The 17,933-nt window shown below is 71.2% G+C and carries 20 protein-coding genes; 4 read left to right on the top strand and 16 right to left on the bottom strand.

Going from position 1 to position 17,933, the window contains the following annotated elements:
* Window position 1: 1 nt before the first annotated feature.
* From C1J01_RS02555 to C1J01_RS02545, 3 genes are all read right to left on the bottom strand, one after another.
* Window positions 2-397 carry an NADH-quinone oxidoreductase subunit A gene (locus tag C1J01_RS02555; RefSeq protein ID WP_111175515.1) on the bottom strand — a complete coding sequence of 132 codons (396 nt, stop codon included), beginning with the start codon at window positions 395-397 and terminating at the stop codon, window positions 2-4.
* Between the two features lie 64 nt (window positions 398-461).
* The gene (locus C1J01_RS02550; protein WP_111175513.1) at window positions 462-1,700 is read right to left on the bottom strand and encodes a geranylgeranyl reductase family protein; all 1,239 of its coding nucleotides are present in this window, start codon (window positions 1,698-1,700) and stop codon (window positions 462-464) included.
* Between the two features lie 537 nt (window positions 1,701-2,237).
* Entirely contained in the window at window positions 2,238-2,954 is a 717-nt protein-coding gene (locus C1J01_RS02545) for a demethylmenaquinone methyltransferase (protein ID WP_111175561.1), read from the bottom strand.
* 96 nt (window positions 2,955-3,050) lie between these two features.
* On the opposite strand from C1J01_RS02545, the gene C1J01_RS02540 reads away from it, so the two are divergent.
* Window positions 3,051-4,259 (top strand): hypothetical protein, encoded by a 1,209-nt coding sequence (locus tag C1J01_RS02540; RefSeq protein WP_111175511.1) that lies wholly within the window; start codon window positions 3,051-3,053, stop codon window positions 4,257-4,259.
* Here the strand turns inward: C1J01_RS02540 and C1J01_RS02535 are convergent.
* Window positions 4,256-4,474 (bottom strand): DUF4229 domain-containing protein, encoded by a 219-nt coding sequence (locus C1J01_RS02535; protein WP_111175509.1) that lies wholly within the window; start codon window positions 4,472-4,474, stop codon window positions 4,256-4,258. The genes C1J01_RS02540 and C1J01_RS02535 overlap by 4 nt on opposite strands.
* A gap of 256 nt (window positions 4,475-4,730) precedes the next feature.
* Here C1J01_RS02535 and C1J01_RS02530 point away from each other — a divergent pair, with 256 nt between their 5' ends.
* Complete coding sequence (locus tag C1J01_RS02530) at window positions 4,731-4,952, top strand: BldC family transcriptional regulator (protein ID WP_026214226.1); 222 nt, start codon at window positions 4,731-4,733, stop codon at window positions 4,950-4,952.
* A gap of 192 nt (window positions 4,953-5,144) precedes the next feature.
* On the opposite strand, the gene C1J01_RS02525 is transcribed toward C1J01_RS02530, so the two are convergent.
* Window positions 5,145-5,387 carry a hypothetical protein gene (locus tag C1J01_RS02525; protein WP_111175507.1) on the bottom strand — a complete coding sequence of 81 codons (243 nt, stop codon included), beginning with the start codon at window positions 5,385-5,387 and terminating at the stop codon, window positions 5,145-5,147.
* Window positions 5,388-5,397: 10 nt separating this feature from the next.
* Window positions 5,398-6,387 carry a hypothetical protein gene (locus C1J01_RS02520; RefSeq protein WP_111175505.1) on the bottom strand — a complete coding sequence of 330 codons (990 nt, stop codon included), beginning with the start codon at window positions 6,385-6,387 and terminating at the stop codon, window positions 5,398-5,400.
* 139 nt (window positions 6,388-6,526) lie between these two features.
* On the opposite strand from C1J01_RS02520, the gene C1J01_RS02515 reads away from it, so the two are divergent.
* Window positions 6,527-6,820, top strand: coding sequence for a PLDc N-terminal domain-containing protein (locus C1J01_RS02515; protein ID WP_111175503.1), 294 nt, complete (start codon window positions 6,527-6,529; stop codon window positions 6,818-6,820).
* 15 nt (window positions 6,821-6,835) lie between these two features.
* On the opposite strand, the gene ccsB is transcribed toward C1J01_RS02515, so the two are convergent.
* From ccsB to C1J01_RS02485, 6 genes are all read right to left on the bottom strand, one after another.
* Window positions 6,836-7,798, bottom strand: coding sequence for a c-type cytochrome biogenesis protein CcsB (gene ccsB / locus C1J01_RS02510; protein WP_111175501.1), 963 nt, complete (start codon window positions 7,796-7,798; stop codon window positions 6,836-6,838).
* Window positions 7,788-9,347 (bottom strand): cytochrome c biogenesis protein ResB, encoded by a 1,560-nt coding sequence (gene resB / locus C1J01_RS02505; RefSeq protein ID WP_111175499.1) that lies wholly within the window; start codon window positions 9,345-9,347, stop codon window positions 7,788-7,790. Before resB ends, ccsB begins: the two co-directional genes overlap by 11 nt.
* Window positions 9,347-10,069, bottom strand: coding sequence for a cytochrome c biogenesis CcdA family protein (locus C1J01_RS02500; protein ID WP_111175497.1), 723 nt, complete (start codon window positions 10,067-10,069; stop codon window positions 9,347-9,349). The genes resB and C1J01_RS02500 overlap by 1 nt, the downstream gene beginning before the upstream one ends.
* The gene (locus tag C1J01_RS02495; RefSeq protein ID WP_235854204.1) at window positions 10,062-10,634 is read right to left on the bottom strand and encodes a TlpA family protein disulfide reductase; all 573 of its coding nucleotides are present in this window, start codon (window positions 10,632-10,634) and stop codon (window positions 10,062-10,064) included. Before C1J01_RS02495 ends, C1J01_RS02500 begins: the two co-directional genes overlap by 8 nt.
* A 71-nt stretch (window positions 10,635-10,705) precedes the next feature.
* A complete protein-coding gene (locus tag C1J01_RS02490) occupies window positions 10,706-11,347 on the bottom strand; it encodes a histidine phosphatase family protein (RefSeq protein ID WP_111175559.1) in 642 nt (213 codons plus the stop codon).
* 49 nt (window positions 11,348-11,396) lie between these two features.
* Complete coding sequence (locus C1J01_RS02485; RefSeq protein ID WP_111175493.1) at window positions 11,397-12,317, bottom strand: LysR family transcriptional regulator; 921 nt, start codon at window positions 12,315-12,317, stop codon at window positions 11,397-11,399.
* Window positions 12,318-12,501: 184 nt separating this feature from the next.
* On the opposite strand from C1J01_RS02485, the gene C1J01_RS02480 reads away from it, so the two are divergent.
* Window positions 12,502-13,350 (top strand): EamA family transporter, encoded by an 849-nt coding sequence (locus C1J01_RS02480; protein ID WP_111175491.1) that lies wholly within the window; start codon window positions 12,502-12,504, stop codon window positions 13,348-13,350.
* Window positions 13,351-13,353: 3 nt separating this feature from the next.
* Here the strand turns inward: C1J01_RS02480 and hemL are convergent, their stop codons facing one another.
* The 4 genes from hemL to C1J01_RS02460 all read right to left on the bottom strand — a co-directional run bounded on the left by hemL (window position 13,354) and on the right by C1J01_RS02460 (window position 17,925).
* Window positions 13,354-14,643, bottom strand: coding sequence for a glutamate-1-semialdehyde 2,1-aminomutase (gene hemL, locus C1J01_RS02475; protein WP_111175489.1), 1,290 nt, complete (start codon window positions 14,641-14,643; stop codon window positions 13,354-13,356).
* Between the two features lie 31 nt (window positions 14,644-14,674).
* A complete protein-coding gene (locus tag C1J01_RS02470) occupies window positions 14,675-15,304 on the bottom strand; it encodes a bifunctional DNA primase/polymerase (protein WP_111175487.1) in 630 nt (209 codons plus the stop codon).
* 132 nt (window positions 15,305-15,436) lie between these two features.
* On the bottom strand, window positions 15,437-16,420 hold the full coding sequence (gene hemB, locus C1J01_RS02465; protein ID WP_111175485.1) for a porphobilinogen synthase: 984 nt from the start codon (window positions 16,418-16,420) through the stop codon (window positions 15,437-15,439).
* Window positions 16,417-17,925: a bifunctional uroporphyrinogen-III C-methyltransferase/uroporphyrinogen-III synthase gene (locus tag C1J01_RS02460; protein ID WP_111175483.1), complete on the bottom strand. Its 1,509-nt coding sequence runs from the start codon at window positions 17,923-17,925 to the stop codon at window positions 16,417-16,419. Before C1J01_RS02460 ends, hemB begins: the two co-directional genes overlap by 4 nt.
* Window positions 17,926-17,933 lie beyond the last annotated feature (8 nt).

Raw genomic sequence — 17,933 nt, 5'->3', positions numbered from 1 at the left:
TTCAGTCCCAGTCCAGACCCTTGCGGCGCCACACGTACGCGTAGGCGACGAGCACGGTGACGATGAACAGCAGCATCTCGACGAGCGCGAACAGACCCAGGCCCGAGGAGAGCACGCGGCCGAGGTCGTCCGTCTGCGGAGCGAACGAGACGGCCCACGGGTAGAGGAAGATGATCTCGATGTCGAAGACGATGAAGAGCATCGCCGTGACCATGTATTTGAGCGGGAACCGTCCACCACCGACAGGCTGGGGCGTCGGCTCGATGCCGCATTCGTAGGCGTCGAGCTTGGCGCGGTTCCAGCGCTTGGGACCGGTGAAGGGAGCGATGGCGACCGAGAAGATCGCGAAGCCCCCCGCGAGAACGGCGAGCACCAGGATGGGCACGTAAAGGTCCATCGCTACGCCTCCTCCGGAGTCGCCGCGCGCGCGGGCGCGCAGCCTGATCTGTCAGTTCTGAGATTCATGCTGGTGGCGCGACCTTCGAGAGTGCGTTAATGATCATGTCCGACGCATCGCCTCGCCGGTCCGTGAGGTTACCAAGGAGTTTGAGCGCGAAGCGCATCAGCCTCGGATGGGGTAGCCCGTGCCTGGTGCCGAAGCTCATGACACCGGGCTTCCCGATCGCCTCGACGAACCACCTGCCGAGGGTGAAGTATCCGCCGTAGGCGTCCTTCAGCACCTGGGGGTAGGTCCGCAGAGTCCGCTCCCGCTGGGCGGGCGTGGTGCCCTTGAGGGCCTTGGCGATGATCTCGGCGGCGATCTCTCCGGTCTCCATGGCGTAGGCGATGCCCTCGCCGTTGAACGGGTTGATCGACCCGCCGGAGTCTCCCACGAGCATCAGGCCGCGCGTGTAGTGGGGTTGCCGGTTGAAGGCCATCGGGAGCGCGGCGCCGCGGATCGGGCCCGTCATGTTCTCCTGGGTGAAGCCCCACTCCTCGGGCATCGACCGGCACCAGCGCCGCAGCAGGTCGCGGTAGTCGATGTTCTTGAACTGCTCGCTGGTGTTGAGCAGCCCGAGGCCCACGTTGGCGGTGCCGTCGCCGACGCCGAAGATCCAGCCGTAGCCGGGCAGGAGCGTCTCGGCGTCGCGCAGCTCCAGCCAGATCTCGAGGTAGTCGTCGTCGTGGCGCGGGCTCTCGAAGTACGTGCGCACGGCGACGCCCATCGGGCGGTCCTCCCGCTTGTGCAGGCCCATGCCGAGGGCCAGGCGGGTGCTGTTGCCGTCGGCGGCGACGACCACGCGGCTGCGGAACTCGCGGCCGTCCTTGGTGGTGACGCCCACGATGTGGCCGCTGCGGTCGTCGAGGATCGGGCCGGTGACGGTGACGCCCTCCATGAGGCGCGCGCCGCTCTTGACGGCGTGGGCGGCCATGATCTGGTCGAAGTCCTGGCGCGTGCGGACGAGGCCGAAGTCGGGGAAGCGCTCGAGCTGCGGCCAGTCGAGCTCGAAGCGCATGCCGCCGCCGGCGACGCGCAGGCCCTTGTTCCTGACCCAGCCCGGCGCGTCGACGTCGACGCCCATGTTGAGCAGCTGCTTGACGGCACGCGGCGTCAGGCCGTCGCCGCAGACCTTCTCCCTCGGGAACCTGGTCTTCTCCAGCAGCAGGACGTCGAGCCCGGCCGCGGCCAGGTAGAACGCGCTGGCGGAACCTGCCGGGCCTGCGCCGACGACGATGACGTCGGCGTCAACGGTGCTCATGATCGCGCCCGCCTCACCACTCGTGCGCCCGGACAGCGCTGTCTCGCGGCGGGCTCGTGCCCCTGGCGGGCGGCTGTTGGCACGGTCACTGGACTGTCCTGTCCCTACACGCTCGAAGGCCTCGGGGTTTGGCGCCTTCGTTCCTTTGTGAACCCCTTCACAAACTTATCGGCCCGCAGTCTACTGCTTTTGCTGTACATAGTGGCAGTCGGGGGGCCGGACTGTGATCGGAGGGGGTGGCGTGTCCCCTGGGCCGCACCATCATGATCATCTTTCTGGGTCGCCCCGGTTCGCCCGCGCTCGCGGGGAGTGCGGGCGGTCCGCGCCGGGCGCGGACCGCGTCATGTCGCGGACCCGCCCAGCTCAGCGGCGCCGAATGATTTCGCCCGTCTTTGCTTATCCCCGCGCGGGTCGTCACCGGAAATGATTAGATTTTCAACCAGAGACGAAGACTCGCCGTCACGCCGGGAAATTCCCCGCGCCGGCACGCCCGCCCGGTAATTGCGGCCTGTCGGAAAAGACGATTTTCGCCGAACCTCAGGCGGGCTTGAAGCCGCGATGCAGCGCGACGATCCCCATTGTGAGGTTGCGCCAGGCGACGCGTTCCCAACCGGCCCGCTGGATCGTGCGCGCCAGCGTCGCCTGGTCGGGCCAGTCCCTGATCGACTCGGCCAGGTATTCGTAGGAGTCGTCGTTGGACCCGAACACCTTGGCCACCTTCGGCAGCAGCTTCATCAGATATTCGCGGTAGACCAGGTCGAACGGCCCGAACGTCACGTGCGAGAACTCGAGGATCACCAGCCGCCCGCCCGGCTTGGTCACCCGCAGCATCTCGCGCAGCGCCTGCTCGGTGTCGTGGACGTTGCGCAGCGCCACCGAGATCGTCACCGCGTCGAAGGCCTCGTCGGCGAACGGCAGCCGCAGCGCGTCGCCCGCGATGAAGGGCACGCCCGCGCCGCTCAGCGCGTTGCCGCCGTGGCGGCGCACGCCGGTGCGGAGCATGCCGAGCGAGAAGTCGGAGGCGATCGCCCGCGCGCCCAGCGTGGTGAACGCGTCGGTCGAGGTGCCGGTGCCGGCCCCCAGGTCGAGGACGACCTCGCCCGGCCCGGCGTCGACGGCGGCGGCCACCGCCCTGCGCCAGAGCCTGACCTGACCCAGCGAGATCACGTCATTGACCAAGTCGTAGCGCCGGGCGGTGCGATCGAACATCGCGGCGACCTCGTCCGGCTGTTTGTCCAACTGAGCGCGCGTCATGCCCACAGCCTATTGGGGGGCGCGTCCCCCCTTGCTATCAGGACAATCAACAGAAAGTAGCCACGACACTACGCAACGTCTGCTAGGAATTGGCGAATGCTTGCTCGTGTCGCCCTTGCGGCGTTCCTCGCCTCGGCCCCCGTCGCGCACACCCGCGTCGTCTCGGCCAACCCGGTCGACAACACGCCCCACGTGCTCGACGGCATCGTCAACGCCATCACCGTCGTCGGCCGCACCGTCGTCGTCGGCGGCTCGTTCAGCGAAGTGAGCGACGCCTCCCGCCGCACCGTCCACGCGCGGGCCAACCTCTTCGCCTACGACCTCAACACCGGCCGCATCCTGCCCGGCTTCGCGCCCAACGTGGGCGGCACCGTCCACGCGCTGGCCCCCGGCGACGGCGGCACCGTCTACGTCGGCGGCGACTTCTGGGGCGTCAACCACCGCGCGCCGCGGGCGCTGGCCAAGCTGCGCCTGACGGACGGCGCGACCGTGCCCGGTTTCGCGCCGCGCATCGGCGGCGGCATGGTCTCGACGCTGGCCAGGCAGGGCTCCCGGCTCTACGCCGGCGGTGACTTCGTCAGCCCGCGCACCGCCCTGGCCAGGCTCGACGCGGCCACGGGGGCGCTCGACCCGGCGTTCACCGTGACGCCCGGCAAGCCGCTGTCGTCACGGGTGAAGGTCTACGCGATGGCGCTCTCACGCGACCGGCTGGCGGTGGACGGCTCGTTCACCACGCTCGACGGCAGGTCGCGGCCGCAGCTCGGGCTCATCGACGTCAGCGGGCGCACGGCCAAGGTCGCCCCCTGGCGGACCGACGCCTACGCCCGCAAGTGCGACGAGGCGTTCCCCTCGTACGTACGGGGGATCGACTTCTCCCCCGACGGGCGCTTCTTCGCGGTCGTCACCACGGGCGGCACCAAGAGCGGCATGTGCGACACGACCGCCAGGTTCGAGACCTACGCCAAGGGCTCGGCCGTCAAGCCGACCTGGGTCAACCACACCGGCGGCGACTCGCTCTACTCCGTCGCGGTGATGACAGGGGCGGCCGTCTACGTCGGCGGCCACCAGCGCTGGCTGGACAATCCGAAGGGCCGGGACTCGGCAGGCCCGGGAGCGGTGGCGCGGCCGGGCATCGGGGCCATTCATCCCCGCACCGGAAAGGCCCTCAGTTGGAATCCGGGGCGGGAGCGCGGCATCGGCGTGAAGGCGTTTTACACCCACAGCCGTGGACTACTTGTCGGTAGCGACACCACGCGGCTCGGACGGGAGTACCATGCCCGGATTGGCATGTTCCCCCTGGGCTAGTCGCTTTGCGGCTTCGGCCGGTCGATCTTGTTGCTGATGCGTTCGCTCACAGCGTCACGCTGTTTGGACAGCAGGACGTAGCTCGCCACCCCGCTGATCACAAACGACGCGACGATCAGCACGAACGGGTTATGCAGGCCGAGCAGCAACAGCACCAAGAGTGTCACGGCGAACAGGCCGATCCGGCACAGTGTGTAAACGAGAACGGGACGCACACGTCGAGGTTACTCGGACCCGTGCACAGGTCGCTCTTCGCACCGAACGCGAGCACTGCTACTGTTCCCAGTTAGGGAGTTTCGTAAAGAAACACCCACGAGAGCCCCAAAGAGGCTCTATCATATAACAATCGGGCAGTCAGCTGATAACAACCCGTGATCTTTGTAGAAAACCACGGATAAATCAGGCTTCGCTCGACACACTGGTTACCTGTCCGCCCGCTGGCAGGAAGCGGGATGCGAGGGGGAGAGATTGGTGGAGAGTAGCAGCGAGCGTCTGCTGACCCCAGGAGAGGTTGCCGCCCTCTTCCGGGTAGACCCAAAGACGGTTACACGCTGGGCAGCGGCAGGCCGCATCAGCAGTATCCGCACCCCCGGAGGGCACCGGCGCTTCCGTGAATCGGAAGTGCACGCCCTTCTCCGAGGCGAGGACGTTCTCACGGCCGACAGGCCTGCAGGTGAGTCCCCGCGCGTCTGACGTTCCGTCCAGCCGGTGATCCCGCGTCGGCGGGCCGTTCACGGTCCCGCCGCACGGGAGCAGCCACTGTCCCAGGATCACCGCTGGCGGGACCACTGTTCGTGTGCTTCCCCGCCACCACACCTCCGTACGGTGGAGCACGGGACGGCGCCAACCGCCGACCGTGGCTGGCGTCTGTCCGTTCCCTCCTGATCAGGCGTCTTCCTGCTCGGCCTTGAAGGCCAGGAACTCACGCTCCAGCTCGTCGTTCTCCTCCTCCCAGCGCCGGCGGCGCACCTGCGCCTCCTCCTCGGTCAGCGACTCCGGCAGCCACTGCTCGTAGTCGGGATCGCCGGGCTGGACCTCCACGTACGCGTTGCCGATCAGACGCCCGTCCTCGCTGGTCAGGCTCCGGGGCACGCGAAGGGTCCCGTCCGCGAGCCGGATGACGTACATGGCCGATCACCTAGATTCCGTAGCGCCGGTTGAAGAACAGCATGATGTCGAGCGCCATGCGCGTGTCGCCCCCGAGCATGTCCACGAGGGCCGGGCGCTGGCGGGAGGCGATGGCGGCGAAGGCGTCGGCGAAGAACTCCTTGCGGCCGAGCCCGCCTCCCTGGCGGTGGAACGACGAGGCCAGCAGCGGCAGGGCCGCCTCGTAGAGCCGGACGAACTCCGGCGAGTCCGAGACCCACGTGCCGTACGCCGCGTCGATGTCGTCGATGGCGTGGCCGACCTCGTGCATCATCACGTCGGGCGTGGGCGAGGGCCGGTCCCCCACGACGATCTTGCGGTCGCCGTACGCACCCGCGCAGATGTCCCAGGTCGCGCGGCCCGACGGGAGCGGCGCGCCGCGTAAGTAGCCCATGTCGTCGAGGTCAGGGACGCCGCCCGCGCCCACGTAGATGCCCTCCAGCCCGTCGGCCAGCTTGTCCTTGAGCCGGTCGGGCAGCCGGGCCAGGCTCTCCACCGCGCGGACGACCTCGGGCGGCGGCGGGCCCTGCTGGGCGTCCCACTGCCGGTGCAGGACCTCCTCCAGCCGGCCGCAGTGGCGCAGGCCGTCGCCCAGCGAAGGGGCCTCCGGCCGGTGCGGCCGGGCCTCCATGGGCCGGTCGTCGAGCTCGAAGTCGTACCAGGTGTAGCGCGGGCTCTCGGCCACGGCCGCGGACAGGCGCTCGCGGCGCTCGCGGGGGGCGTCCCAGCCGACCCGCCGCCGTTCGGGCGGCTCCACAGCGGGACGGACGCCGTTCAGCTCGCTCTCGCGCGCCCGGCGGCGCTGCTCCGGACCACCACGCCCGCGCCCCGCCGCGCGCGCCTCCTGGCGCCTCTCACGGACGCTGGACCAGAACGAGCGGTCGGCGTCGGGGGGCGCCTCACTGCGGCGCGAGAACAGGTAAGATCCGCGCCGCCACCAACGACCGCGCCGATGTCGGCCCTTGTCCTGAGAAAAGGCCATCGCCACCTCTCCACGCCTCTGGAGGCCCGTGGACACCGCCGCATGGGTTTCCACCGTACGACGTGGATCTTCCGGTAGTCACCCGAAATGGGACATCGGACCGCACGATCAGTCCTGTGCATGGCTTACAGTTCGGGGCATGGCAGGTGTTCTCATCGGTCTGGCTCTGCTGGCCTTCTGGCTTTTCTCCCTCTTCGACGTGGTGACGACACCCGAAGACGAGGTACGGAACGTACCAAAAGCCCTCTGGATTCTCATCGTCATTCTGATCCCGCTGCTCGGCGGCATGGTGTGGATGGCCCGCGGCCGTCCCCGCGCGCAGCGGCAGGCATGGCCGGTCACCCCTGGCCCGGGCATGCCGAAGGGACCCGACGACGACCCCGATTTCCTCCGCGACCTCGAGCGCCGCATGCGCGGCGACGACGTGAGCTGACCCCTCCCCGAGGGGTCAGTCGACGTCGGCGTAGCTGTGCAGGCCGTCGATGAAGATGTTGACCCCGATCAGGTTGAACAGCAGGCAGCCGAACGCCACGAGCTGCACGATCGTCGCCGCCCGGCCCTTCCAGCCGGCCGTCGCCTTCGCGTGGAGGTAGGCGGCGTAGGCGACCCAGGTGATGAACGACCAGACCTCCTTCGGGTCCCACCCCCAGTAGCGCCCCCACGCCCGGTCCGCCCACAGCGCGCCCGCGATGACGGCGAACGTCCACAGTGGGAAGGCGAAGACGATCGCCCGGTGGGCCACCCGCTCCAGATCGGCCCGCGACGGCAGGCGCGAGGGCCCGTCACCGCGCACCAGGTAGAGGATGCCGGTCACCCCCGCGAGCGTCAGCAGGCCGCTGGCGATGATCGCGGCGCTGACGTGGATGGCGATCCAGTACGAGTCGAGAGCCGGCACGACCGGACCGGCCGCGGTGTAGAAGACCTTGGAGGCCAGCCCGAGCCCCAGCGCGGCGGTGACCATGACGAAGCCGCCGAGGAAGCGCACGTCGTGGCGGACCTGGGTGATGAGGAACGCCGACACGGCGGCGAAGCAGATCGCGACCACGAACTCGTACATGTTGCCCCACGGCCACCGGTCGACGGCCAGGCCGCGGGTGACGATGGCCGAGAGGTTGGCCACCCAGCCGACCCAGGCCAGCACGAGGCCGGCCGTGCCGGCCACGGCCGCGAAGCGCGGCGGCTCGGGCGTGGCCGGCACAGAGGCGCTCTCCGGGAGCACGTCGGCCCCGGGCGGCGGTGCGGCCGCGCCGACCGCGACCGGCTGCCTGGCGGCGGCCTTCGCGACCGCCCTGCCCGGACGGACACGACCGAAGGCCAGGTCCGTCGCGAAAGCCACCATGGCGACGACGTAGAGCAGGACCGCGGCGACGACGAACTGGTCGCTCACCTCGGCGAGTTGCTCAGCGGACATCCTTGTCTCCTGCTGATAGAACCTGGACGATCTCGGCGAATTCCTCGGTGAAGCCCGCCGCGGACCCCTCCGTACGGGTCAGCCCGCCCACCTCGACCCTGCCTTCGCCGACGCGGACGAAGACCCTGCGGCGGCGGATCATGAGCGAGAGCGCGATGGCGACGACGGCCGCGGCCGCGGACAGCAGGGCGGGCAGGCGTCCGGGGTCGTAGGCCGTCTGGAGCGTGATCCACTGCTTGACGCCGGTGAACTCGAGCTTGCCGAGCCCGTCGGGCAGCTGGACCGACTGTCCCACCGCCAGCGGCTTGGGCACGTCGGTGCCCATGAGCAGCGGCTTGAGCTTCTTCATGTCCTCGGGCTCGGCCAGCGTGTAGACCGACTGCGGCTCGCCCGAGCGCAGCCCGAGGTCGCCGGTGAAGGCGCCGAGGACCTGCACCTCGGGGTTGATCTGCCCGGGGAAGGCCGAGGCGTGGCCGCCGTCGACCAGCGGCACGCTGGTCGGCAGGAACTGCAGCAGGAACCCGAGCTGCCCCGGCTTCGCGTCGGGCACCTTGACGACGCAGCCCGAGGTCATCGTGGCCTTGTCCTCGATCAGGCAGGGCACGGCGCCCTCGAAGGCCACCTGCCCCTCCCCGTCGGTGACCCTGAAGACCGGCGCGTAGCCGTTGCCGATGAGGTACGTCTGCGTGCCGTCGATCTCCAGCGGGTCGTTGACCTTGAGCGCGTAGTCGCGGGCGGGCGCCTGCGGCGAGTCGTTGACCTTGAGGTGGGCGGTGTAGTCGAGCGCCTGCCCCCGCTTGTCGCCGGTCACCTGGTAGGCGACGTCGAACTTGTCGAGCGTGAACGAGAACGGCTCCAGCGACTCGGCCGACACCTGGCTGCCCGGCATGAACCGGTCGTAGGCGGCCACGGTGTTGGCGAACCCGTCGCCCTCGACGACCAGGACGTTGCCGCGGTAGCCGTAGAGCGAGCCGGCGCCGATCGCGAGCAGGATGCCGAGCAGGGCGACGTGGAAGACGAGGTTGCCGGTCTCGCGCAGGTAGCCCTTCTCGGCCGAGACCCAGCCGTCGCCGGTCGAGACGCGGAAGCGCATCCGGCGCAGCCGCCGCGCGGCCTCCTCGACGCCCAGCTCCCCCTCGAAGGAGGCCGAGTGGGGCAGGCGCGACAGGCGCTTGGGCGCGGCCGGCGGCCTGCGGCGCAGCTCGCGCAGGTAGACCGCGGTGCGCGGGATGATGCAGCCGATCAGCGAGGTGAACAGCAGCAGGTAGATCGCGGCGAACCAGACCGAGGTGAAGACCTCGAAGAGCTGGAAGCGGTCGTACCACTCGGCGAGCGTCGGGTTCTGCTCGTAGATCCGGGCCACCTTGTCGGGCTCGACGCCGCGCTGCGGCACCAGCGAGCCGGGCACCGAGCCCAGCGCCAGCAGGAACAGCAGGATCAGCGCCGTCTTCATCGAGGTGAGCGTGCGCCAGGCCCAGCGCAGCCAGCCCACCGGGCCGAGCGCCGCCTGCTGGGGCGTCTGCTTCTTCTCCAGCTCCTGGACGCTCATCAGATCACCGGCTCGAAGGCGCCGATCAGTCCTTGCATGGCGGCGATCATCTCTCCCCAGAGCCCGCTCACCAGGAGCACGCCGACGGCCACCATCATGCCGCCGCCGACGCGGGTGATCAGGCGAGAGTGCTTGCGGATGGCCCGGAACGTGCGCAGCGCCCTGCTGTAGGCCAGCGCCGCGGCCACGAACGGCAGCCCGAGCCCCAGGGCGTACGCGACGGCCAGGAGGGCGCCCCGCGCGGCGCTGCCCTCGTTGAGCCCGAGCGCCAGCACGACCGCCAGGGTGGGGCCGATGCAGGGCGTCCAGCCGAGGCCGAACACCACGCCGAGCAGCGGCGCGCCCGCGAGCCCGGCCGCCGGGACGCGGTGGATGCGCACGTCGCGCATCAGCCCCGGCAGCACGCCGAGGAACGCCAGCCCGAGCAGGATGGTGAGCACGCCAAGGACGCGCGTGATGATGTCGGCGTTGCCCAGCATGACCGAGCCGAGGCCGCCGAACAGCGCCCCGCTGAGCACGAACACCAGCCCGAACCCGGCCACGAACAGCGCCGCCCCGAGCACCAGCCGCCCCCGCTTGGGATCGGCGCTCATGCCGGTGACGTACGACAGATAGCCCGGCACCAGCGGCAGCACGCACGGCGACAGGAACGACACCACCCCGGCCAGCACCGCGATCGGCACGGCGAGCAGCAGCGAGCCCGAGGCGACGACGTCACTCATCGCGCACCTTGGTCACCGTGGTGTACAGATCGGTGTACTTCACCGCGCCGAGCGCCCTGGCCGCGATGCGGCCCTGCTTGTCGATGATCAGCGTGGACGGGATGGCCGCGGGCGGCACCGTGCCCTGGAACGCCAGCGCGACCTTGCCGGGCTGGTCGAAGATGTGGGGATAGCCGGTCTGCTCGTTGCGCTCGAACGCCTTGGCGTCGGCCTGGCGGTCCTTGAAGTCGACGCCGAGGAACTGCACCCCGGTGTCCTTGGTCTTGGCCGCGACCTCCTTGAGCACCGGCGCCTCGGCCCGGCACGGGCCGCACCACGAGGCCCAGAAGTTGAGCACGACGACCTTGCCCTTGTGCGCGGCGAGGGAGGCGGTGGAGCCGTCGAGGGTCGGCCCTTCGACGTGGGGCGCGGGCTTGCGCTCGGCCACGTCGAACACCTGCATCTTGCCGTCGCCCGCGACGAACCGGGTGTCGCCCGCCTGCGGCTGGCCGCCCTGGCCGCCGGCGCAGCCCCCGGCCAGCACGGAGGCGGCCAGGAGAACGAGGGAGAGGGACTTGGCGCGCACGGAGGAAGATCTCCTTGTACTACAAGCGGTAGAGCTTGCAACTCTACCGGTGCCGCCGTACGGCCCGGACATCAGGCCCCGGGGAGTGAGCGGCCCCGCTGCAACGAGGCGGCAGGCTCGCTGTAGCCGATGCTGACCAGGCGGTCGCCGTCGAAGGTGAGCGTGGTGAGGCTGGCCAGGGTGCACTGCCGGCGCCGCGGGTCGTGCCAGAGCCTGCGGCCCTCGGCGGCGATCCTGATCGCCCAGATCGGCAGCTGGTGGCTGACGAGCACCGCCTCGTGCCCGCGCGCCTGGGCGCGGGCGTCGTCGATCACGGACTTCATCCGCCGGACGATCACCGGGTAGGGCTCTCCCCAGGAGGGCCGGAGCGGATTCCAGAAATAGCGGTAGTTGCGCCAGTCGCGCAGCAGCGCCATGCCGCCGTCGGTCGCCAGGCGGCCCTGCAGCAGGTTTCCGGCCTCGATCAGCCGGGCGTCCTGCCGGATGTCGAGCCCCAGCTTGTCGGCGAGCGGGGCGGCGGTCTCCAGCGCGCGCTCGAGAGGCGAGCTGTAGAGGGCGACGATGTCGCGGCCGCCGACGGCCTTGGCGACCGTCTCGGCCATGAGCCTGCCGTTCTCGGACAGGTGGTAGCCGGGCAGCCTGCCGTAGAGGATGCCTCCTGGGTTGTGCACCTCGCCGTGGCGCAGCAGGTGGACGACGGTGGTTTCAGCCATGGTGGGCACAGCCTATCCGCTTGCCCGGCTCGTGCGGCGGCGGCCCGGGTCAGGCGACGGCCCAGGAGTTCTCCTGGGTTCTGCTGGCCTCGGTCAACGCGTCGACCATGGCCCTGATCGCGGGCCGCCGCGCGGCGTCGGCGCGCCACACCGCGTAGATGCGCCGCGACTGGCGCGGGCGCAGCGGGACGAGCCGCACGCCGTCGGGCACGCAGTCGCGGCCGAGCCTCGGCACGATCGCGCAGCCGAGGCCCGCGGCGACCAGCGCGAGCTGGGTCGGGTACTCGTCGGCCATGCATGCGATCACCGGCTCCACCGAGGCGCTGCGCAGCGTGAAGACGAGCCAGTCGTGGCAGACCGTGCCTGGCGAGGAGCTGATCCACTGCTCGCCGCACAGGTCGCGCAGCTCGATCTCGCGCGCCCCGGCCAGCGGATGACCCGCGGGCACCGCCACGTCGGCGATGTCGTCGAGCAGGATGGCCTTCGACAGGCCCTCGGGCATCGCGATCGGCCGGTTGAGCCAGTCCTGGACGATGCCGAGGTCGAGCTCGCCCCTGGACACCTCGCGCATCACCCGGTCGGGCTCACGCTCGTTGAGCTGCACCCACAGGTCGGGGTGGCGCTGCTTGAGCGAGACGACGGCCGCCGGCAGGAGGCCGCGGGCGGCCGTGGGGAAGGCCGCGACGTTGAGCCGGCCGACGACCTCGCCGCGCAGCGCCTCGAAGTCGGCCTCGGCGGTCTCGACCAGGGCGAGGATGCGCTCGGCGTGCTCGGCCAGCAGGCCGGCGGCGTCGGTGAGGCGTACGCCGCGGCCGTTGCGCTCCATGAGCCGGGCGCCGGTCTCGCGCTCCAGCTTGGCGATCTGCTGCGAGACGGCCGACGGCGTGACGCTGAGCGCGTCGGCCGCCGCTCCGACCGACCCGTAGACATGGACAGCGTGAAGCGCCTTGAGCCGGTTCAAGTCCAACATGTAAGCCAGCCTAAACGGTTTAGCGTAGAAAGTCTCGCTTGTCGTTGATTGTGTAGTAGATGAAAATAGTTGCATGCGAATCCGGAAGATGAACAAGCAGCAGCCCGGCACCGTCTCGTACCTGAAGGCCCTCGCCGAGCAGGCGCGCGAGCAGCGCATCCGTTACCAGAAGCCCACTCGCTGAGTGAGCCCCCGTCACCTCGCGCTCGCCGTCGCCCTCGCGGCGGCGTGGGGGTTCAACTTCGTGGTCATGCAGGCGGGCCTGCGGCACTTCCCGCCCCTGCTGTACGCGGGCCTGCGGTTCGCGATGGCGGGCTTCCCCGCCCTGCTCCTCGTGGGCCGGCCGGGAGTGCCGTGGCGGTGGGTCGCCGGGGTGGCGGCCACGCTCGGCGTCGGGCAGTTCGCGCTGCTGCTGGTCGGCATGCGCGCCGGCATGCCGGCCGGGCTGACCTCGCTCGTCCTGCAGGCGCAGGCGTTGTTCACCGTGGTGTTCGCGGTGACGCTGCTCGGGGAGCGGCTCACCGCCCGCCGCGTCACCGGGCTGGCCGTCGCCTTCGGCGGCCTCGCCCTGGTCGCGTACGACTTCGGGGTCTCGGGACCGGTCGGCGCGTTCGTGTTGTGCGTGGCCGCGGCGGCGGCTTGGGGGCTCGGCAACGTCGTCCAGCGTCGTGCCGCGCCGCCCGACTCCCTGCGCTTCATGGTGTGGGTGAGCGCCCTGTCGGCGCCGCCGCTCCTGGTGTTGTCGCTGGCGCTGGAGGGCGCGCCGGCGCTGAGCCCGTCGTGGGAGGGCTGGCTCTCCCTCGTGTACGTCGCCTTCGTCGCCACGCTGGGCGGCTTCGGCGTGTGGGGCTTCCTGCTGCGGCGCTACGACGCCTCGGTCGTGGCGCCGTACACGCTGCTGGTGCCGGTCTTCGGCATGTCGTCGGCGGCGCTCGTGACCGGCGAGCCGCTGTCGTGGCTCAGGATCGTGGCGGCGGCGCTCATCGTCTGCGGCGTGCTCTACGCCGGAGCGCGGCCCCGCCGCCTGCGCTGAGCCTCACAGGACGGCGGCCGCCGCCTTCGCCGCCGCCGGCAGCGCCTCGGCCACCCGGCCCACGGCCTCGTCGTCGTGGGCGGCCGACAGGAACCACGCCTCGTACGCCGACGGCGGCAGGTAGACGCCCTGCTCCAGCATCGCGTGGAAGAACGCGGTGAACGCGGCGGTGTTCTGGGCGCGGGCCTGGTCGTAGTCGGTGACCTCGGCGTCGGTGAAGAAGATCGAGAACAGGCTGCCCGCCCGCTGCAGCCGGTGCGGCACGCCCTCCGCCGCGAGCGCCTCGGACGCCGCCCGGCCGATCGCCGTCGCGGCGGCGTCGCTCCGCGCGTACGCCTCCGCGTCGAGGTTGCGCAGCGTGGCCAGGCCGGCCGCGCAGGCCAGCGGGTTGCCCGACAGCGTGCCCGCCTGGTAGACGGGCCCCTCCGGCGCGAGATGAGCCATCACGTCGGCCCGCCCGCCGAACGCCGCCGCCGGCAGCCCGCCGCCCATGACCTTGCCGAACGTCATCAGGTCGGCCTCCACCGGGTCGAGGCCGTACCACCCGGCCGGGGAGACGCGGAAGCCCGTCAGCACCTCGTCGACGATGAGCAGCGCCCCGTGTGCCGTGCACAGCTCGCGCAGCCGCGCGTTGAACCCGTCGCGCGGCGGGACGACGCCCATGTTGGCCGGGCACGCCTCGGTGATCACGCACGCGACGTCGGCCGCCGCGAACGCCTCCTCGACCGCCTCGACGGAGTTGTACGGCAACACGATCGTGTCGGCCGCCGACGCCCCCGTCACGCCCGGCGTGTCGGGCAGCCCGAACGTCGCCACCCCGGAGCCGGCCGAGGCCAGCAGCGCGTCGACGTGGCCGTGGTAGCAGCCGGCGAACTTAATCACCTTGGACCGGCCGGTGAAGCCCCTGGCCAGGCGGACCGCGCTCATCGTGGCCTCGGTGCCGGAGCTGACCAGGCGTACCTTCTCGACCGGGGCGACCCTGGCGACGATCTCCTCGGCCAGTTCGACCTCGCCCTGGGTCGCGGTGCCGTAGGAGAACCCGTGGGCCACCGCGTCGGAGACGGCCTCGACGACCGCCGGATGGCGGTGACCGAGGATCATCGGGCCCCAGGAGCAGACCAGGTCGACGTAGCGGTTGCCGTCGACGTCGGTGATGTAGGGGCCCTGGCCCTGCGCCATGAAGCGGGGCGTCCCGCCCACCGCGCCGAACGCGCGCACGGGCGAGTTGACGCCGCCCGGCACGATCGCGCGGGCGCGGGCGAACAGTTCCTCGGAGTTGTGTGTACGGCTCACCCGATCCAGGTTAGCCGCGCGACCCGGCGGGTCAGTCGGCGAGCCACTCCAGGATGCGCACCGGGTCGGGCAGCGGCCGGCCGTCGGGCTCGCGCAGCCAGGAGACGCTCTGGCCGCCCACGAGCGTGGACGGCGGGGCGAGGACGTAGCTGTCGCGGCAGTGCCAGCGCAGCCCCGGCGTGTCGTCGATGGTGGCCGGGCCGGTGTCGAGGTGGCACGTCCACCACTCGTCCTCGTCCTCCGGGTTGCCCCGGGTGGCCACGTAGAACAAGACCCGGTCGCCGTGGGTGGCGACCGGGCCGGGGTGGGCGCCGGCCTCGTCGATCCGGGTGAGGGCCGACAGGCCGGTGGACAGCGGTACGTCGAAGACGTCGAAGACGCGTCCCGTGGGCAGGATCACATTGGCCTCGGGCTCCGCCTGCCACCAGCGCGTGAGCTGGGCGGCGTCCGTCGTGGCCTGCATGCTCCAGGCGGGCGACAGCGGGTGGGCGCCCGGGTCGGGACACCCGACGCGGTCGCAGGAACACGCGCGCGGCCCGTGGCGCAGCGGAGAGGCGCCCGGCACGACCGGCCAGCCCAAGGCGGCGTACTCCAGCACTGTCGCGATGCGCGTCGGCCGGGACCGCTTTTTGGTACGCCGAACCAGTGGTACCCCCACCATGGTGTCTCCCGTCAGAGTGTCAGCGCCTGAAGAGGTCCCGGCTCCGGGCTGCACCAGCACACGCGGGACACACCAGCACTTGTCATGGCACTCTAACGCACAGGCCACACGAGTCGACGGGAAACCCCTGGGTTAGAGCCCGCGTGCCACTTCCGTCGCCCAGTACGTCAGGATCAGGTCGGCCCCGGCCCGCTTGATCGCGACCAGCGACTCCTTGATCATCCGGTCGCGGTCGACCCAGCCGTTGGCCGCGGCGGCCTCGATCATCGCGTACTCGCCGCTCACCTGGTAGGCGGCCACCGGCACGTCCACCTCGTCGCGGAAGCGGGCGATGACGTCGAGATAGGCCAGCGCGGGCTTGACCATCACGGCGTCGGCGCCCTCCGCCAGGTCGAGGCGCACCTCGCGCAGCGCCTCCTCCAGCGGCCCCGCGGGGTCCTGCTGGTGGGTGCTGCGGTCGCCGAACTGCGGCGCGCACTCGGCCGCGTCGCGGAACGGGCCGTAGAAGGCGGAGGAGTATTTGGCGGTGTAGGCGAGGATCGGCACGTTGCCGTGACCGGCGGCGTCGAGCGCCGCGCGGATCGCGCCCACCTGGCCGTCCATCATCCCGCTCGGCGCCACCATCTGCGAGCCGGCCTCCACCTGGGCCACCGCGATGGAGGCGTACCGCTCCAGGGTGGCGTCGTTGTCGACGTCGCCGGACGGCGTCAGGATGCCGCAGTGGCCGTTGTCGGTGAACTCGTCGAGGCACGTGTCGGCCATGACCACGAGCGCGTCGCCGACCTCGGCGGTCACGTCGCGCAGCGCCACCTGGAGGATGCCGTCGGGGTCGTCGGCGGCCGAGCCGCGGGCGTCCTTCACCGCGGGGATGCCGAACAGGATGATGCCGCCCACGCCCGCCTCGGCGGCCTCACGGGCGGCCTTGCGCAGCGAGTCGCGGGTGTGCTGGACGACGCCCGGCATCGAGGCGACCGGCTGCGGCTCGGAGATGCCCTCCTTGACGAACGCCGGCAGGATCAGGTCGGCCGGGTGCAGGCGGGTGCCCGCGACCATGCGGCGCAGCGCCGGGGTGCGGCGCAGCCGGCGGGGGCGGGCGACGGGGTACTGCGCGCTCACTTGGCTCTCCTTCTCGCGCCCCGGCGGTTCTGCGAGGGCCTGCGCGGGGTGTCACCCGCGGCCAGGGCCGCCTGACGCTGCTTGGCTCCGAACTCGGCCAGCGCGGCGGCCAGGGCGGAGGCGGACGGCTTGTCGGACATGACGTCGACCCGCAGCCCGAACTCCTCGGCCGTCTTGGCCGTCTGCGGCCCGATGACCGCGATCACGGTGACGTTGTGCGGCTTGCCGGCGATGCCCACGAGGTTGCGCACGGTGGACGACGAGGTGAAGAGCACGGCGTCGAACCCGCCGCCCTTGATCGCCTCACGGATCGGCGCGGGCGGCGGCGCGGCCCGCACGGTGCGGTAGGCGGTGACGTCGTCGCACTCCCAGCCGAGCTCGGTGAGCCCGGCGACGAGCGTGTCGGTGGAGATGTCGGCCCGCGGCAGCAGCACGCGGTTGATCGGGTCGAGCATCGAGTCGTACGGCGGCCACTCGGCGACCAGCCCCTCCGACGACTGCTCCCCCGACGGCAGCAGGTCGGGCTTGACCCCGAAGTCGACCAGGGCCTGCGCGGTCGCGTCGCCCACGGCGGCGACCTTGAGCCCGGCGAACGCGCGGGCGTCGAGGCCGTACTCCTCGAACTTCTCGCGGACCGCCTTGACGGCGTTGGCGCTGGTGAAGGCGACCCACTCGTAGCGGCCGGTGACCAGGCCCTTGATCGCGCGGTCCATCTGCTGCGGCGTGCGGGGCGGCTCGACCGAGATGGTCGGCACCTCCTCGGGCACCGCGCCGTACGAGGTGAGCTGCTCGACCAGGCCGCGCGACTGCTCCTTCGTCCGCGGCACCAGCACCCGCCAGCCGAACAGCGGCTTGGTCTCGAACCACGACAGCTTGTCGCGCAGCGCCACGGCCTCGCCGACCACGATCAGCGCGGGCTCGGTGAAGCCGGCGTGCTTGAGGTCGGCCTGCAGCCGGCCGAGCGAGGACACCACGGTGTACTGCTCGGTGGTGGTGCCGCCGCTGCTGACGGCGACCGGCGTGGTGTCTGGCCTGCCGTTCGCGATCAGCGCCTTGCCGATGGAGACGGCGTCACCGAGGCCGTTGTAGATGACCAGGGTGCCGCGGGTGGCGGCGTGGGCGGCCCAGTCCTGCTCCTGCGCGGCGTCGATCACGCGGAACTCGGGCACGCCGGTCGCCGCGGGGATGCCGGCGTAGGTCAGCACCGCCGTCGCGGGCGGCACGCCGGGAGAGATCTCGAAGTCCACCTCCGCCGCGGTGCAGGCCGCGACCTCCTCGACGATCGAGGAGAACAGCATGGGGTCGCCCTCGCACAGGCGCACCACCATCTGGCCGCGCGCGGCGCGCTGGACGAAGTCGCCCTCGGTGGCGACCTCGACGCCTTCGCGGCAGTGGCGCAGCAGCGGGGCGTGGGCCTCCGCGCCGAGGACCACCGCGTCGGCCTTGCCGAGCAGCTCGGCGGCGCGCAGCGTGAGCAGGTTGGGATCGCCGGGTCCCGCGCCCACGAACGCGA

The sequence above is a fragment of the Nonomuraea aridisoli genome (assembly GCF_003236395.1).
Taxonomy (GTDB): Bacteria; Actinomycetota; Actinomycetes; order Streptosporangiales; family Streptosporangiaceae; genus Nonomuraea; species Nonomuraea aridisoli.
The sequence above is the reverse complement of the archived record's forward strand: the minus strand, read 5'-3'. Positions and strand labels throughout refer to the sequence as shown.